Below are 17,732 nucleotides of genomic sequence, written 5' to 3' on the forward strand. Positions count from 1 at the left end.
CGGCCGAGCCGGCATCGCGGGTATAGGTGTAGGTGCCGTCGGCGGCCAGCGTCAGCTTGCCGTAGAGGCCCTGGATCTGGATGCCCAGCGTCGCGGTGTTGTCGAGGGCGGCATTGGTGTCGCCGGCCTGAACGCCAACCACTGTCGCGCCGTCGGCGCCCTGGGTGTCGGTAACGCCGTCCGTGGTGTTCGCGTCGACCGCGTCCGTACCACCGACAAGCACATTGCCCGTCGCGGGACCAAACTGGCCGGCTGCAATGCTGTCCGTATCGGCAACCGCCGTCGGCACGTCATCGACGATATTGATGACCAGATTGCCGGCCGGCGCCGGATCGCCGTCGGCGTCGGTCACCACCACCGCGAAGCTGGTGCTCGACGGATCGGTCAGCGTGTTGTCGAGGAGTGTGTAGGAGTAGCTGATCGTGCCGAGGCCGGTCGCCGGATTGTAGACATAGCTTGCCGTCAGCGTGCCTGTCGTCCCGTCGGCGAACGCCGTCGGGATACCGGTCAATACATGGCCGCCCAGCGACACTGTCGTCAGGCCGTCCGGCGACGTGAAGCCGATCGTACCCGAGGTCGTTTCCGAGGTCGCAGGCTCGTTCGAGCCCGAAGGCTCGCCGGCGCGCGCCGGCAGGCCAGCCTCATAGACCGTCGTGTCGGCGCCGCCCGCTACCGGGATCAATACGGTCGGCGTTCCATCGCCGATCGAAATCGTCAGCGTGGTGTGCGAGGTGTCGCCGTCGCCGTCCTTGATCGTGTAAGTGAAGACGTCGTTGACGCCACCGGACGTGCCGGCATCGCGAACATAGCTGTAGGTGCCGTCGGCAGCGAGCGTCAGCTTGCCATAGGCGCCCTGGATCTGCGTGCCAAGCGTGGCTGCGTCGTCGACATCGGCATTGGTATTGCCGGCCGCAACGCCAACCACCGCCGCGCCATCGGCGCCCTTGGTGTCGGCGCCAGCGGCATTGCCGTCGGACCCGCTGCCGTCGATTACATTGCCGCCGACTGGCCCGAACGAGCCCGCCGCCACCGCGTCGGTGTCGGCAACCGCGGTCGGCACGTCGTCGACGATCTGGACGGACAGCGTGCCTGGAAGGGAGACGTCTCCGTCGGTGTCGGTGACAGTCACCGTCATGTCGTCGAAGATGGAATCGGTCCCCGCGCCGGGGTGAGCCGCGCTATGAGCGAGCGTGTAGCTGTAGCTCACCTGGCCAGTCGCGGCGTCGTAGCCGTTGACGGTCAGCGTGTTGCCGAGCGGCGTCGTGATGTCGATCGGCGTCGATGCGCTGTTGGCAAGGGCAGCGCCCGAAATCACCTGGCCGGCAATGGTCAGCGAGCCGACACCGTCGGGCGAGGTGATGGTGAAGGTGCCGGTGTTGATCTCCGACTGGTCGGTGTTGGGCGAAGAATCTTGCGCCTCGCCCGAGCCTTCCGACCCCGAGCTTGCCGGCAGGCCTTTTTCATTGACGATGGTGTCGCCGCCATCGACGGAAGGCGTCAGGTCGATGATGGAGGGTGTGGAATCCGGCCGCACGCTCGGAAACAACTCGCGGTTATCCGGCTGGCCGAACGCCAGGTCTGTCGGGGGCAACAGCGCCGAAAGACCGAATCCGTCGCCGATGCCGCCGGGGGGAACCGAAAAGTCTCCGCCTGCACTTGAGTTCGAACCGCCCGGACCGGCCGAGATGGAGCCGTCGGCGCCAAAGGCGACATCGACGTGGCTGGCCTCGAGCGCGGCGATCAGGGCAACGCGCGGTACCTCGACGTCGCCAATGATGAACGTCGGCACGTTCAAGGCGCCATCCTTGATCACAATGACCGAGCCATCAGCCTGTTCGAGCACGAGGTTGTGGCCGTCGACCTTGATGTTGTCGATCGAGACGTCGGCCGGAAGCTTTACCACGTTGCTGGCGTCGGCCACGTATTCGTGGGGCGCAGCTGCCGCCGGGGCCTTCGCCTCCGCAGGTGCATCTTGTTTGACGGGCGCGCCGCCGCCGACATCGACGGGTACGGGCTCGGCAGGCGCCGGCTGGGCGGCTTGCGCTATCTGCGTCCCTGCCTGCGACGGCGAGCCGCCACGTTCAGAGGCCGAGTGCTCGTCCCAGGAATTCGAGACGGTGTCCAATTCGTTACTGTTCGTCATAGCCAAAACCCCTCCGGCATTTCCCGGAAAGAGACAGTGACGGCCTCTGCTTTGCAACTATCCTGTAATCACTTTCATATATTCTGGTATAACTGTCTCGGCATTTTTTCCACGTGGTAAACACCAAACATATAACCTGATATACAACGGCAGGGCCGTGGCCCCGTTTGATATCCGCCGGTCGGGATGGGTTGGTAAAAAGTAGTATAAAATTGAATAAAATTTTATGCAAAATAGATGTTCCGGTTTGCCAGAAACTTATCCACCTTCCTTTCCAGTAATTTGAGACAAGATTGGTAGCGTCCACAGTCAAAGGTGGGCGTTATGAAAAAAGAAAAATCTGCCCCGGGGATAACCGGGCTCAAGCTGCTCCTGCTGGCAATGGGCATCGCAAGCCTGCCGCAGCCATCATCCGCGAGTGCCGTTGCCGCGGATGCCGGGGCTGTCGCTGGAATGCTGGCGGCGGTCGAAACCCCGCCCAGTCTCGGCGGCGTTTCGCTGCTGCGGCAGCAGCCTTGGCAGCCTGTTTCGGCCTACAGGATCAGCATGATTTTCGGCAGCTATGGTCCTGTTGCCGTTAATGAAAAGCGAGATCCTTCGATCGCACAGGACGACGCCGGAATCGACCCGATCCAGACGGCGGCGATCATTCCCGGCGTGTTCGGTTCGGTTGCCCTGTCGATGCGCAATTTCCCGGTCTCGGCGCGCTGGGCGCCTGTCTACAAGGCAATTGTCGAGTGCACCGCGGGTAGTGCATGCGAGCGCAAGAACAGCACCTTTGCCGGGATCGTCGAGGCAGCCCGGGACAAGCGCTTCATCGACAAGCTGTCCTTCGTCAACTCAAGTATAAATCGCGCGATCGCCTACAAGAAGGACAGCGTGGTTTACGGCAAGCTCGACTACTGGGCCAAGCCCTCGGAAATCCTCGAGCGCCGGGCAGGGGACTGCGAGGATTTCGCTATCCTCAAGATGGCGGCGCTGCTGCGTGCGGGCATCCCGGCTCAGAGCATGTCGCTGGTTGTCTTGCAGGATCGCAAGCGCGGTTTCTTCCATGCCGTGCTGTCGGTCAGCACCGGCAGTGGCGTCTTCATTCTCGACAGTCTGAGCAATGTCGTTTCGCGAGACAGCGATCTGCCGAGCTACGTGCCGCTGTATTCGTTCAGCACCGACCGCGCATGGATCCATGGCGCAAAGACCGGCTCTGCGCAAATCGCCGATATCAAGGGCGGCCTTTCGACGGTCGCGCCGGGCGAAGGTCTGCAACAGTAAGTATGCCGTCAGGGTGTCTTGGGCGCCCTAGCCGCCGAAGACGAACGCCATCAGCAGTTCCGGCTCGACCACCGGCGCCCGCACCGCGTTCAGTTGACCCCGGTAGCGGCGGTCACCGGCGCCGATGACGAAACCGGTGGCGACCGGCGTCTCGCCATTGGCCTCAAGCCTGGCGAATATGTCGGCGACATGGAGGTCCAGCGCCAGCTTGAGGTCGTGGCGCGTGTCCTCGTTCGGCGCCGCCGGCAATTGACGACGCACCAGTTGCTGGAACGGCGCATTGAAGGTCAGGATCTTCTTCGACGATGACAGGGCAAAGGCCGGCGAGGGACAGGCGACCAGAATGGCGTTGATGGTCTTGATCGACGCCAGCCGCTGCAAGGTTAGGTTCTCGTCGGCCAGTCCACGCATGCAGGCTACGCGGATTGCCGATGTCAGGTTTCCGGTGTTGGCGTGGCTCTCGGCGATCTCTTCGATCAGCATGCCGATCGTGCATTTCCGGTTTTCGGCCATTTGCTTCAACGAGGTCCAGAACGCACGCTCCAGACGAATGCCGCGGCGCGTGCCGCCACGCGCCACGACCCGGAACTCCAGTCCGAAATCCTCTGCCACCAGCGGCGGCAGCAGCCGGTCGCGATCGGCAGGAGGGGAGATCGCACTACCGCTCACTCATCGCCTCCTCACGCGCCTTGTTGATAGGCTTCATCAGGTAGGTGAGGATCGTCTTGCGTCCGGTCTTGATGTCGACCGAACAGATCATGCCGGGGATGATCGAATAGGTCTTGCCGTCGCGTGTCAGCGTCGATTTGTCGGTGGCGACGCGAACCTGATAGTAGGGTTCGCCAGTCTTCTGGTCGACCAGGCTGTCGGCGGTGATGTTCGAGACCTTGCCTTCGATGCCGCCGAAGATCGAGAAGTCATAGGCAGTCACCTTGATCAGGGCATCCTGCCCCGGCCGGATGAAGGCGACGTCTCGCGGTGAAACCCGCGCTTCGACCAGCAGGGTCTCGGAGGTCGGCACGATGCCCGCGACGACGGCGCCGGGCTGGACGAAAGCGCCAACCGTGTTGATGTCGAGCGTGTTGACGATACCGTCGACAGGCGACCGTATGTCGGTGCGCGCCACCTTGTCGGTGGCGCCGCGGATCGTCTCATCCACCACCGAGAGGTCGGCGAGCGCCTGTGTCAGATCGCTGAGCGCTTCCTGTTGCAGCTGCAGGCCGAGTTCATCGACCTGAAGCTGGGCTTCCGTGATGGCCGACTTGGCTTTCTTGATGGTTTCGCCGGCGAGTGCCAGCTGACCATTGAGCTCGGTCTGCTCGCGCTCGACGCGGAGTTGCTCGGTTCGCGCCATCAGGCCTTTCTTGACCATCGCTTCGACCAGCTTCGCCTCCTGGTCGCTGACGGCCAGATTCTTGGTGAGGCGATCGGCATTGGCGTTGGCCTCATCCAGTTCCTTCTCGCGCTGATCGAGGCGCGACTTGAGAACCGATAGCTTGACTTCGAAGTTGTCGCGGCGCGCGATGAGCAGCTTCTGCTCGTTGTCGCAGATTTCCGGCGCGACCTTCTGGATCTCGGACGGGCAGGGAAATGCGCCCTCGAGATTGCCGGTCTGTTCGAATTTGAGCCGTGCAATGCGCGTCTGCAGCGCCCGCGCCTTGGCCTGCTGCTCGCCAAGGCTTGAGGTGTTGAAGGTGTTGTCGAGGCGAATGATGAGGTCGTTCTTCTTGACGATCTGCCCTATCTTCACAGCGATTTCCTGAACAACGCCGGGCTCGCTGGCCTGGATGATCTGGGTCTTCGACGCGGGTATGATCTTGCCGTCGCCGCGTGCGATTTCATCGACCTCGGCAAAGGACGCCCAGGCGACCGAACTCGCAAAAAGCGCTCCGATGATGAATATCGACGCCGACGCAAAAAGCGGCGGGCGGTCTTCCCTGGCAAGCATTTCCCATGCCCCAACGTATTGAATGCACTCAACAAGTCTGTTTCTGTCAGGCGCTCGTTCTCTGCAGCGCCTGTATCACTTGGTCTTTCGGTCCATCAGCAACGATCTTGCCCTGCTCGATGACAATCAGGCGGTCGGCCAACTCTAGCATGCTGAAGCGGTGCGTCGAAACGATCAGCGTCGTGCTGCGATCGAAGGCCACCTTGAGCTGCTTGATCAGCTGGCGCTCGGAAGCCAGATCCATCGAGCCGGACGGCTCGTCCAGGAAGACGATTTTCGGTTTGGTCAGCAACAGGCGGGCAATTGCCATTGTCTGCCTCTGGCCGCCCGAGAGATTGGTGCCGCGCTCGCCGACATTCATGTCGTAGCCGCGCGGATGGCGAGAGACGAAATCGTCGACGCCGGCAGCCTTGGCCGCTTCGACGATCTGTTCATCGGTCGCCTCCGGACACGCCATCAGGAGATTTTCCTTGATGGTGCCCGAAAACAGATCGTTGGCCTGCGCGACGATACCGACCGCGGCGCGAACCTCCGACGGGTGGTATTGGCGGATGTCGATGCCGTCCAGCAGCAGCTCGCCGGAGGTCGGCAGGAAGAGCCTGCCGATCAGCCGACCCATGGTCGTCTTTCCCGAGCCTATGCGGCCGATGATGCCGATCCGCTCGCCGGGCTTCACCGAGAAGTTCACGCCGGTCAGAACTTCGTTTTCAGAACCCGGATAGACAAAGCCGACGTTCCTGAACGCCATCGCGCCATTGCGAATGGGGCGGTTGACGAAACCAACCGTGTCCGGCCGATCCTCCGGCTGCGCCATGATCGAATTGACAATTCGCAAGGATAGCATTGCCTGACGAAGTCTGGACAAGGTGATAGCGATCTGCCCAAGCGGAGCCACCGCCCGGCCCGCCAGCATGACGGTGCCGATGATGGCGCCGGTGGAGACATGCCCTTCCGAAAAGGCATAAGCGCCGGCCACGATCAGGGCGACGGTCACCAACTGCTGGATGGCCTGCGTTATGTTGCCGGCAGCAGCCGAAAGCTGCTTGATCTTCTCGGAGGTGTTTGATGCGTTCTTGGAATGCTCTGCCCATTTTCGCAGAAGATACGCCTCTGCCCGCAACGACTTGATCGTCTCAAGCGTGGAGATGGATTCAACCAGCAGGGCCTGGCGTTGCGAAGCCTCGTTCATGGACGCGGCAACGCGTTTGCCGATACGCCGTTGTGTGATCAGCCCGACGATCACGGAGGCGACAAAGGCAATGGCCGGTATGATGACCAGCCAGCCGCCTATCGCATAGATGACAAGAAGAAAGACGAAGACGAATGCAGTGTCGATGAAGACGCTGACGGTGTTCGATGTGAAAAACTCGCGTACGAACTCGTACTGCGTCACCCGATTTGCATATTCGCCGGTTGAGCCGGGCCGTGCCGACAAGGACGAGTTCAGCACCTTCTCGAACAGCATGTAGGAAATGCGAAGATCGGCTTTGCGCCCGGCATAGTCGATCAGCGACGCTCTGGCGGTCTTCAAGAGCAGGTCGAACAGAATGACCGCGCCGATCCCGATCGACAGCACCCAGAGCGTCGATATCGCCTTGTTCGGCAAGATCCTGTCGTAGACATTCATGGTGAAGATCGGCGAGGCAAGGGCCAACAGATTGATGAATACCGCCGACAGGATGACCTTCGAATAGGTGCGCCAGAATGGCCCCATCGTTCCGGTCAACCAATGTCGCCGCTCAATCTTGGCCGCAGAACCGATGCTCATCCCCTCGACCGCGTTGGCATAGGTTATCGAGAAGGAAACGCCGCCGCTTATGTAGCTTCCGGCAAGTTCGGATTTGCTGATGGTTGTGCGCCCGTCCTCCTGGGCAGCGGTCGTAAATCCACCGTCCTCTGTCTCGGCAAGCAGCGCAACTGGCAATTGGCTGACGCGAAACAGGATGGCGGGGAGGTCGATGCGTCCGCGAAGAAAATCGCGATGGCTGAACTCCGTGATTTCAAGGCCGACGCGTTCGGCAAGATGCCGAATGGCGTCGATATCGATTTGGGTATCCGACAGCGGCACGCCGGCAAACAGCACGGTCTCGGCACTCGGCCTGCCCAGGTAGCCGGCAACAGCCGAAAAGCAGGCCTTGAAGGCCTCCTTTGGGGACAGGATTTTAGGTTGTGGGTTCACGATCCGCCCGCAGGACTATCGTTCGACCTTGGCCTTCCTACTTTTTCCTTACCGGCGCGAGGATGTCAAAAGGCAGATCGTTCTTTTGCTCCGACGGCGTGCGTGCATAGGTTTCGGTGTCGGCCGTTTCCGGTGCATTGAACTCGGCCTTGGCGTAGGCGGTTGCTTGTTTGGCCGGCTGAAGGTCCATGGTCTTCAGCAACTGTCCGGTTGCCGCCAGCAGCCGGTACTGGGCGAAAAGCGACGCGTAGGACGCGGTGTCGGCAAGCGTCGCTGTGTTGAACCGGGTGTTCTGTGCGTCAAGCACGTCGAGCAGCGAGCGCTGTCCGACCTTGAACTGCTCGCGATAGGACCCCACCAACTTTTCGCTGGCGGCTGCCTGAAGCTTCAGCGTCTTGGCCAGGTCGGCCTGCCGGAAGCGTCGATCCCATGACGTACGGACGGCTTCCTCGATCTCGCGCAGGACTTGGTGCAGGACAAGGCGCTGCTCGCTGGTGCGGCGGATTTGCTCCTGCTCGTTGGCCTTGTCGATGCCGCCGCGATAAAGGTTCCAGCGCAGCACGACCCTTGCCTGAAGGTCGCTCGTGTCGCCGTCACTGCCATCGATGTCGGATCCTGCCCGGGCGATACCTTCGGCGGTGATCGACGGCCCGAATTTTGCCCGTGCGGCATCCACGAGGGAAGCCGCCGCGTCGATATCGCTGTTGGCCATATGCACGCGCGGATTGTTCTGTCGTGCCAGCCCGATTGCTTCGTCAAGCGATCTCGGCAGCGCGGCAGACACATCGCCCGGCCTCGAGGCGCTGGTCAGCGGCTTACCGACAGTCTTGAAGAACCGGATCTTTGCTGCCTCTAGTTCCTCGGTGGCTTCCTGCACACGGGCCTTGGCGGCGAACAGCCGCTCCTCAGCCTGCTGACGATCGGCCTCGTTCAGCGCGCCGCCGGCAATGCCTTGCCGGATGTCGCCGAGAATTCCCTGATGGAATCCGAGGTTCTTCTTTGCTTCGACAACGATCGAGGCCTGCAACATGGCTTCGAGGTAATCCTGGACAACCGAGAGCCCGATGAATTCGGACCGTTCCAGAACCCGGAACGAGGCACCGTCGACGCGCGAGGCCTGGCGGTTTAGTTCGGCGCGCCTTGCACCGCTGTCGTAGAGCGTCTGCGTAACCGTGAGGTCGGTTTCAGCTGGATAGAGCGTGTCATTCTCGATGGAAAGTGAGCGCCTGTCCGGATTGTCGAGGCGGCGAGCCCCCGCCGACGCTTCCAGGTCAACGCTGGGAAGATAAAGCCCCTTCGCCTGGCGCAGTTCGAATTCGATTGCTTCGCGGTTTTCGATTGCCTGGCCAATCTCGGGATTGGACTCCACCGCGACCGCCATCGCCTCTTTAAGAGTGAGCGCGTGAGCATTCCCGCAGCTCAATATGGCAACCGTCGTCAGCAGGCCAAGGCGCTTGCATATGGCCCACATAGTTGTTGAATTCATTTTACCCACCCCAACATTCCCCCTGCACGTTATTCCAAGCGCTACGACCCAAGCACAATTGTCTACAAACTTACAATTTAGGGGACACTAAAACGCTGGATTCAAGCCACAAATTTACGCAATGTAGCAAAAATAGCACAAAGAATGCCCGGACGCCCTCCGGTTAAGCGCTGCCGACCACGTGCGCCTATTTCCATGGTCTGCGACCCTGGAGCTGACGGCGCCCAGGTGGAAGTCCCGCCCTGTGACCGAGGAGCCCAGCTTTCCTACTCCGTTGTGCCAGCTTTTTTTCTGCGCCGATTGGTGTGCGACTGCGCGACGGCCATCTGCAACTCGGGTGTGATCTCCAACGGCGCATTCTCTGCCTCATGCGTGTTCTGCAGCCCTTGGACGTGGACCGTCGGAAATGGCAGTTCGATGCCTTGCTCCTTGAAGACCTGGCGCAGGCGCACATAGAATTTGCGTTTCATGCCGAAGGCGCCTCCGGGTCTGGTCATGGCCTTCACCCTCAATACGATGCCGTACTCGCCGAACTCCTGTACCCCCTGCATCTTGATCGGGTCGAGCACCCAGTTTTTGAACTCGGGATCTTCCGCCAGTTCGAGACCGATTCGCTTGATCAGCTTGCGAGCGAAGTCGATATCGGTGTCATAGCCGACGGTGATGTTGAATTTGTCGATAACCCAGTCACGGCTCTGGTTCTGGACTGCCCCGAGTTCACCGAACGGTATCGTGAACAGCGGACCACGATGGTGGCGCAGCTTCACCGAGCGCAGCGAAAAGCTTTCCACGGTACCTTTGTAATTGCCCGACGAAATATATTCGCCGACACGAAACGCATCATCGAGCAGAAAAAACACGCCCGAAATGATGTCCTTGACGATGGTTTGTGCTCCAAAGCCCACCGCGACGCCGACGACGCCGGCGCCGGCGATCAGCGGGCCGATCTGGATACCCAGCGACGCCAGCATCATCAGCACCGCCATCACGATGATCGATGCGAGCAGGATGTTCTGGAGGATCGGCAACAGCGTGTGCAGCCGCGCCTGCTGCGGATCGAGGATCGGGACCTCCTCGTCGCTGATCACAGGGTGCGGTGCTTCGATGCCCAGCTTTCGTTCGATCAAAGCCTTGATAATCGACCAGCCGAAATCGGCTGCAAGCGCAATGACCACGACATTGATCAAGCCGCGCAATATGAACGTCGTTGTCGTATCGTTGTCGCGCATGGATTGCATGTTCAGACCCCAGACGCGCGCGAGAAAGTATGCCGCCGCCAGGATGAAAATCATCCGGATTGCACGATCGATGACGGCGATCGTCACCGCCGGGACCGTAGGCCGGCCGGCGTCTTCCGAACCCGGCCGCAGGACGAAATTGACCCCGCGCTGCGTCAGCACGATTGCCAAAGGCAGGAAGAATGCGGCGAAGGTAAACCAGAAGTAGGTATAAAGGCCGGCGATGCGCTGCAGGAACAGGACGACGAAATAAGTCGTCAACAACCACGTCGTTTCCGTGTGACCGCCATGGCGCGCACCGTCTCGCTGCGTTCTTGGCCGACGCCAAATGGCGAGCAGCAAGAGCACCAGCAACACGAAATCGGCGCCCAGTGACAGGACCATCATTCCGTCCTGATCGATGCCGAGGCCCGGCAAGAGGATAAACGCGGCGCCGAAGAAGGCGAAGACCCCAACGATCCGGGGTAACCAATAGGACCAATGGTCAGCCGTCTCGTTGGTGATCGGCAAAGCACGAACCTCGACGGCGTTCTCGACCTCCATGAAGGACGGGACGAGCGTGGCCATGGCGTACAGGCGCACACCCCATGTAACGACCGCCGCCATCAGAAATGTCAGCACAATTTCGCGGATAAGCATTGGCCAGTCGAACAACATGAACGCACCGGCGCTGCCCAGTGCGAACGAGACGAGCAGCATGTTGGAATAAAGCGCGCGACCGCCAATCTTCTTGGCTCGCCCGATGGGCGTATCCTTCGGTTGCGCGATAATCCAAAGACGAAATGGACGGGTGACCTTGTACGTTGCCCAGGTGAGCGCCAGGCCGGCAGCGATGAACATCGCAATCAGAATAAGTACGCTGACGGGCCCCTTGCTGGACATATCCTGCATGGTCTCGGCGCGAACGCGCGCGAACTGGCCTGGCAGCAGGGGCAAAGTCCGCACGATCCTTTCGATATGATGCCTGATCCGATCGAGCGTCGAGGATGCCATCGTATTCATCTGGCCCGGTGCGGCCACAGGGTCGGACGACCCGTCGGTCGGCGAAGCTCCCGTCTCGGCAGGCGTTGACCCGGCGTCCTGATTTCGTTGTTCGGCCACCCAGGCCTTCACTGACGGATCATCGAGAAGCTCGAACAGCTGTTTGACCCTTTCAGGCGGAACGGTCGCCGGCGCCTGCGCCTGTGCCTGACCAGCCAACAAAAGGGCGATTCCGAGGACGAACGGCCTGGCAATCAGGACAAGCATCGCCGCCAGGTCTCCGAGACGCTGTGCCGGGCGCGCCGGAGTCTTGGCTCCAAATCGTCGATTCATGAGTGGCATCGTGCGGTAACCTTCCGGTCAAATCGGCGAGAAAGACAGCTAGGTCCGTCGTTGCTCCTACCTTGAACAAGCCGATGTTGTGGTGCAAGTCTCATCGTTCCTGGCTAGTCCGTTGGGCAGGGCACCTGGCGACCGGCAAGGCATTTGTCTGTCCCTTATGTCGGAAGGACTTTCCAGTTCCGAATTAAGGATATTGTATATCCACAAGGATGTACAATATCCTTAATATAACGAGCTGACCGTGACAGGATGGAAGGGCGTCCTACGACATCCTCACCAAGGAAGGCCACACCGTCAGCGTCGTCCAGAACCCGACCGTATCTCCAAGGAAGACGCGCTCGTCACCCGCCGTGCGATCGATGCATGGGTGGCAAGACGTGTTGGCAGGCACGCCATTGCCCTCGGAACTGACTGCGGCACCATGTCCCTGTGCTGACCGCCAGAGCTTGGTTGCCAATCCAGGGGCAGCCACGGAAACTGCACCGCGTTGAGGAACCGAATGAGAAGTTGCACATGAACATCGAGGGTACCTGCGATCCACGCTTTGCCGGTGTGCGCGACGCGTTTGCCACGTGTTTCGCGCAAGGGCTGGAGCATGGCGGCGGCGTGTCGGTCGTGGTCCAAGGCAGGACCGTCGTTGATTTGTGGGGCGGTCATGCGGATGCTGCGCGCAGCCGTCCGTGGCGGCAGGACACGCTGGTCAATGTCTGGTCCTGCACCAAGGGCGTTGTGGCCTTGGCCATTGCCATGCTGGTGGAACGCGGCAAGCTCGACTATGCCGCCCCCGTTGCGCGCTACTGGCCGGAGTTCGCGGCCGGCGGCAAGGAGCGCATCACGCTCGATCACGTGATGTCGCATCAAGCCGGGCTGAACGGTCTCGCCGTACCGATGGACGAGGAAGGGCTTCTGGCATGGACGCCCTTTGTCGATGCGCTTGCCGCCATGTCACCCCTGTGGGAGCCGGGCAGCCGCTGCATCTATCACGCCCTTACCTACGGCCATCTCACTGGCGAGGTGCTGCGTCGCGTCGACGGACGCAGCGTGGGCCGCTTCATCGCAGAAGAGATCGCAGGCCCGCTTGGCGCTGATTTTCACGTCGGTCTGCCAGCCAGCGAGGATCCCAGGGTCGCAGAGATGATTGAAGGTCCAAAGGCTTCCGATTGGGTCGAGTTTGTCCGCGCCTCGCCCTTTCCCCACGCAGGCGACAATCCGACACCCCGGGCAACGGCGCCCAACGACCGCGCCTGGCGCGCCGCCGAGGTGCCGGGCGGCAATGGACAGTCGACGGCACACGCACTGGCACGCATCTACGGTATGATGGCGGCCGGCGGCGTTTGGGAGGGCAAGCCTCTGATCGGCCGTACCGCAGTCGAAGTAGCGGCACGACCTCGCATTCGCGGCATGGACGACAGCTTCGCGGCGCCGACAGCCTTTGCCGCCGGCTATCAGATGGAGGATCCCACCTATACCAGCCGCGCGTCGCCGCAAACGTTCGGCCATAGCGGCTGGGGCGGCGCCATCGGCTTTGCCGATCCCGCCGCCGGTGTCGGGTTCGGCTATGTCACCAACCGTATGCTCGGTTTCGACGACCTCGATCCACGCCGCAAAGGTTTGATCGACGCCGTTTACGACGCGCTCTGATGTAAGCACACACGCTGGTCATTGATTTCGCTGGTTCCGAACATCAGGAGACCAGAGCGCCAACCACCGCGGCACAGTCACCGGCTTTGACCAGACCTGGAAAATGCCGCGCCGCCAGCATGCCGGACATTTTTGCCCTGATTTCCTGCGGCGCGATGCCGGTGCGGCCGGTGGAGTGGATACGCGCCAGCACCGCGCCTTCTTTCACGGGCTCGCCGAGATCGACCATGGTTTCGATCATGCCGTCATCCTCGGCGAAGGAGAAGCAATCGCCCGACGGCATGTCCAGCCATTGGGTCGTGCCTGTCTCGACCGCACCCTCAACAAGGCCGGCATGGCGCAGCACATTGCTGATGCCGCGCCGCGCGATCCGCACCGTTTGCGCACGCGAGGTGCCGCCGCCACCAAGCTCGGTACTAACGAAGACCTTACCCATCTCCTCCGCCGCCGTGTCGTACATGCCGACGGAATCGATCTCGATCATGCGCATCGAGAACGGTGCCGAGAATGCCGCGACCGCGTCGAAGGCTTTCTGCTCCAGCGCCTTGTCGGACAAAGTGTGGGCGGCGCAGAACGGTACGAAGTCCAGCGTCCTGCCGCCGGAGTGGAAGTCGAAGACGAGGTCGGCGCGGGGCAGCAATTCGCGTTGAAAGTAGTCGGCGATCTTTTCCGTCACCGTGCCGTCCGGCCTTCCCGGGAAACTGCGGTTCATATTGCCCTTGTCGATCGGCGACGTGCGGGTGCCGGCGCGAAAGGCCGGATAATTCATCGCCGGCACGATGATCACCGTGCCGCTGACCTGTTTGGGATCAAGTGTGCGGGCGAGGTCGTAGAGCGCCAACGGCCCCTCATACTCGTCGCCATGATTGCCGCCGGTGAGCAGGGCAGTCGGCCCCTTGCCCTTGCGGATGACGCAGATGGGGATCATCACCGAGCCCCACGCGGAGTCGTCGCGACTGTAGGGCAAGCGCAGGAAACCGTGTTGCACGCCATCCTTGTCGAAATCGACGGTCGGGGCGATCGGGGATGGGCGGGACATCGTTTTCAATTCTTCACCACCAGTTTGCGCGGCACATTGGCCAGGCACTCTACACCGGTTTCGGTGATCAGGATGGATTCGGTGATCTCCAGTCCCATCGTCTCCAGCCACAGGCCGGTCATGAAATGGAAGGTCATGCCGGGCTTGAGTTCGGTGCGATCGCCGGGGCGCAGGCTCATGGTGCGTTCGCCCCAGTCCGGCGGATAAGACAGGCCGATCGGATAACCCGTGCGGTTATCCTTGACGATGCCGTATTTTTTCAAGACGGCGAAGAAGGCGTTGGCGATGTCCTCGCAGGTGTTGCCGGGTTTGGCCGCTGCAAGCCCCGCCTCCATGCCTTCCAGCGTCGCCTTTTCGGCGTCGAGAAATTCCTGCGTCGGCTTGCCCAGAAAGACGGTGCGCGACAGCGGGCAGTGATAGCGGTTGTAGCAGCCGGAGATCTCGAAGAAAGTGCCTTCGCCGGACTTCATCGGCTTGTCGTCCCAGGTCAGATGCGGTGCCGAAGCGTCTTCGCCCGACGGCAGCAGCGGCACGATCGCCGGATAGTCGCCGCCGATCCCATCGACGCCGCGCGTGCCGGCATCATAGATCTCGGCGACAAGGTCGCATTTGCGCATGCCGACCTCGATCTTGTCGACAATGCGCTGGTGCATGGCTTCGACGATGCGGGCCGCCTTGCGCATATAATCGATCTCGGTCGCGCTCTTCACCGCGCGCTGCCAGTTGACCAAAGCTGTGGCATCGACAAAGCGGGCATTGGGAAGGTGTTTCTGCAGCGAAGCGAAGGCGGCGGCCGAGAACCAGTAATTGTCCATCTCGACGCCGATGGTCAGCTTGCCCCAGCCGCGATCCGCAAGCACGCTGGACAAAAAATCCATCGGGTGGCGCTCGGTCGACTGCACATAGTGGTCGGCGTAGCCGACGATGTTGTCATGCGCGAGATAGGCTGTGCGCTTGGCGCCGTTGGCGTCCTGGCCGCGGCCATACCAGACCGGCTCCCCCGACGGCGGCACGATGACCGCCTGATGCACGTAGAACGACCAGCCATCATAGCCGGTCAGCCAGGCCATGTTGGAGGGGTCACTGACGATCAGGAGGTCGACGCCCTTCGCCTCCATGGCTTGCCGTGTCTTGGCGAGGCGTTCCGCAAATTCGCCGCGCGAGAATTTCAGGTTCGGTTGCATTGTTCTTGGGTCCTCGTTTGTTGGGCCTGGAGCCTGTTTCAACTTTGTTGAAACAGGCTCGTCGTTCTTGTTTGAGCGTGATCTTTTCGGAAAACCGGTTCCCACTTTTCCGGATCACGCTTCGGCCAGCATCAGCTTTCGAAAATCGTTCCTGACTTGGCCGCACGTGCGCGGTCGCGGGCGAATGTTGCAATCGCCGTGTCCTGCACGCCGGTGCCGGTGAGGTCGGCGATGGTGATGTCGCTGGCTTGGCCCCTTCCATGACGTTCGCCGGCGATGATCTGGCCGAGTTCGGTAATCTCGGCATCAGCGCTCATCACGCCCGATGCGATGGCGTGGTGCAGTTCGCCGAGGCGCCGTGTCTGCGTGGCGCTGTCGGCGACATAGAGATCGGCCATGCGCAGGATCGCCGGCGCGATCTCGTTCTTGTGCTCGGCGTCCGAGCCCATGGCGGTGACGTGCTGGCCGGCAACGACAAAGCCGGCCTTGATCAGCGGCTCGGTCGACGGCGTGGTGGTGACGATGATGTCGGCGCCGCCAACAGCCTTTGCCGCGTCCGGTTCGGCGCGCACGAGGATGCCAAGCTTCTCACGCAGGGCGCCTGCCGTTGCCTCCGCTTTTGCCGCATCGCGCGCCCAGATCCGCGCCTCGGCTATCGGCCTCACCAGCATGAGCGCTTCGAGCTGCAGTCCGGCCTGCACGCCGGCGCCGAAGATCGCGGCAACAGACGAATCCGGCCGCGATAAATGCTTCGCCGCGACCGCCCCGGCAGCGGCGGTACGGATGTCGGTGAGATAGCCATTGTCGAGCAGCAGCGCTTCGACCACGCCGGTTCTTGCCGAGAGCAGCACCATCATGCCGCCCCCGCTGGGCAGACCGAGTTTCGGATTGTCGAAGAAGCCGGAACTTATCTTGACGGCGAAGCCATCTATGCCAGGCACATAGGCCGACTTCACATCAACCTCGCCGCGATGCTCGTGAATATCCAGCCGCAGGATCGGCGGCATCGCGACAGGCAGCGTGGCAAGCGCACGGAAAGCGTTTTCGACGCAGGCAACAGCATCGAGATCGAGCGTCACGATTGTGCGCAGTTCCTTCTCGGTGAGGATCGTCATCCGGCTCATGCCGCGGGCTCCGCAATGGCGTCACTGCAGATGATCTTGCGATGCGTGTTCATATCGATGTTGCGACCGGACAGCAGAACCACGACCGGCCCGTTCACTCTGACCTTGCCGGCGAGCAGCGCGGCGATGCCGACCGCGCCGGCGCCTTCGACGATCTCGCGTTCCTGTTCGTAGGCATGGCGGATGCCGGCGGCGATCTCGTCCTCGCTAAGCAGAACCACGTCGTCGAGCAGATCGCGGCACATGGCGAAGGTCAGCCGGTTGTCGAGGCCGATGCCGCCGCCGAGCGAATCCGCCAGCGTCGGCAACTCCTCGACCTCGACCGGGCGGCCGGCATCGAGGCTCGCCTTCATCGCAGCACCACGCGCCATCGAAACGCCGATCACTTTTGTGTCGGGGCTGACTCCCTTGACGGCGGCGGCGATGCCCGAGGCCAGGCCACCGCCGGAGAGCTGCGCCAGAACGAGAGCGGCGTCCGGAACCTGCTCGATGATCTCCAGGCCGAGCGTGCCTTGCCCGGCGATAATGGCGGGATGGTCGAAAGGTGGCAGCATGACGAGACCTTCTTGTGCCACGAGCCGCTCGACCTCCTGCTGCGCCTCGTCCTGGCTGTTGCCGACGATGCGAACATCAGCGCCAAGCCGACGGATTTCGTCCAGCTTGTTCCGCGGCACCAGCCGCGACATGCAGATCACCGCGTGCATGCCTTCGAGCTTTGCCGCAAGGGCAAGCGCACGGCCATGATTGCCGGTCGACGACGCGACCACACCGCGCGCCTTCTCTTCAGCGCTCAGCGAAGCGACGGCGTTCGAGGCGCCGCGCAGTTTGAAGCTTCCGGTGGTCTGGCGATGTTCGAGTTTGAGGTGGACGGGGACGCCGAAGCGTCCCGACAGGCTGTGGGACAATACGGTTGGGGTGCGCACAACCTTGTTGGCGATACGCTCACGGGCGGCATGGATGTCCGCCAGGGTGACGGCGCGCGTCATGGGGCGACCTCCTCTGGCCTGCCGGCCATCTTCCCCTCAAGGGGGAAGATCGGCAGCCTCAGCGTTGCCGCTCTTCCTGCAACGTCGATGATTGGCGAAGGCGTGGCAGCAGCTAATCTCCCACCTTGAGGGGGAGATGGCCGGCACGCCAGAAGGGGTCGCTCGTGAATGC

Annotated in this window: 12 protein-coding genes; 2 read left to right on the forward strand and 10 right to left on the reverse strand. The window is 61.8% G+C overall.

Features of this window, described 5'->3' with window-relative positions:
• Window positions 1-2,143, reverse strand: a 2,143-nt coding sequence (locus JQK88_RS25870) for an Ig-like domain-containing protein (protein WP_203279872.1), incomplete at its 3' end; no start/stop codon positions are given.
• Between the two features lie 324 nt (window positions 2,144-2,467).
• Between JQK88_RS25870 and JQK88_RS25875 the strand changes: the two genes are divergently transcribed.
• The gene (locus JQK88_RS25875; RefSeq protein WP_203279873.1) at window positions 2,468-3,412 is read left to right on the forward strand and encodes a transglutaminase-like cysteine peptidase; all 945 of its coding nucleotides are present in this window, start codon (window positions 2,468-2,470) and stop codon (window positions 3,410-3,412) included.
• Window positions 3,413-3,439: 27 nt separating this feature from the next.
• Here the strand turns inward: JQK88_RS25875 and JQK88_RS25880 are convergent, their stop codons facing one another.
• The 5 genes from JQK88_RS25880 to JQK88_RS25900 form a co-directional block, all read right to left on the reverse strand.
• Window positions 3,440-4,081: a ribbon-helix-helix domain-containing protein gene (locus tag JQK88_RS25880; protein ID WP_192255848.1), complete on the reverse strand. Its 642-nt coding sequence runs from the start codon at window positions 4,079-4,081 to the stop codon at window positions 3,440-3,442.
• On the reverse strand, window positions 4,071-5,360 hold the full coding sequence (locus JQK88_RS25885; RefSeq protein WP_192255851.1) for an HlyD family type I secretion periplasmic adaptor subunit: 1,290 nt from the start codon (window positions 5,358-5,360) through the stop codon (window positions 4,071-4,073). The genes JQK88_RS25880 and JQK88_RS25885 overlap by 11 nt, the downstream gene beginning before the upstream one ends.
• A 46-nt stretch (window positions 5,361-5,406) precedes the next feature.
• Complete coding sequence (locus tag JQK88_RS25890) at window positions 5,407-7,539, reverse strand: type I secretion system permease/ATPase (protein ID WP_203279874.1); 2,133 nt, start codon at window positions 7,537-7,539, stop codon at window positions 5,407-5,409.
• A 37-nt stretch (window positions 7,540-7,576) separates the two neighbouring features.
• Entirely contained in the window at window positions 7,577-9,025 is a 1,449-nt protein-coding gene (locus JQK88_RS25895; protein WP_203279875.1) for a TolC family protein, read from the reverse strand.
• 266 nt (window positions 9,026-9,291) lie between these two features.
• Complete coding sequence (locus JQK88_RS25900; RefSeq protein WP_192255857.1) at window positions 9,292-11,511, reverse strand: mechanosensitive ion channel family protein; 2,220 nt, start codon at window positions 11,509-11,511, stop codon at window positions 9,292-9,294.
• Window positions 11,512-12,099: 588 nt separating this feature from the next.
• On the opposite strand from JQK88_RS25900, the gene JQK88_RS25905 reads away from it, so the two are divergent.
• Entirely contained in the window at window positions 12,100-13,227 is a 1,128-nt protein-coding gene (locus JQK88_RS25905) for a serine hydrolase domain-containing protein (RefSeq protein ID WP_203279876.1), read from the forward strand.
• Window positions 13,228-13,270: 43 nt separating this feature from the next.
• Here the strand turns inward: JQK88_RS25905 and doeB are convergent, their stop codons facing one another.
• The 4 genes from doeB to eutB all read right to left on the reverse strand — a co-directional run bounded on the left by doeB (window position 13,271) and on the right by eutB (window position 17,560).
• Window positions 13,271-14,266 carry a N(2)-acetyl-L-2,4-diaminobutanoate deacetylase DoeB gene (gene doeB / locus JQK88_RS25910; protein ID WP_203279877.1) on the reverse strand — a complete coding sequence of 332 codons (996 nt, stop codon included), beginning with the start codon at window positions 14,264-14,266 and terminating at the stop codon, window positions 13,271-13,273.
• A 5-nt stretch (window positions 14,267-14,271) separates the two neighbouring features.
• On the reverse strand, window positions 14,272-15,450 hold the full coding sequence (gene doeA / locus JQK88_RS25915) for an ectoine hydrolase DoeA (protein ID WP_203279878.1): 1,179 nt from the start codon (window positions 15,448-15,450) through the stop codon (window positions 14,272-14,274).
• A gap of 131 nt (window positions 15,451-15,581) precedes the next feature.
• Window positions 15,582-16,574, reverse strand: a complete 993-nt coding sequence (locus tag JQK88_RS25920) for a cyclodeaminase (protein ID WP_203279879.1) — start codon at window positions 16,572-16,574, stop codon at window positions 15,582-15,584.
• The gene (gene eutB / locus JQK88_RS25925; RefSeq protein ID WP_203279880.1) at window positions 16,571-17,560 is read right to left on the reverse strand and encodes a hydroxyectoine utilization dehydratase EutB; all 990 of its coding nucleotides are present in this window, start codon (window positions 17,558-17,560) and stop codon (window positions 16,571-16,573) included. Before eutB ends, JQK88_RS25920 begins: the two co-directional genes overlap by 4 nt.
• Window positions 17,561-17,732 lie beyond the last annotated feature (172 nt).

The organism is Mesorhizobium caraganae (assembly GCF_016836705.1).
Classification (GTDB): domain Bacteria; phylum Pseudomonadota; class Alphaproteobacteria; order Rhizobiales; family Rhizobiaceae; genus Mesorhizobium; species Mesorhizobium caraganae.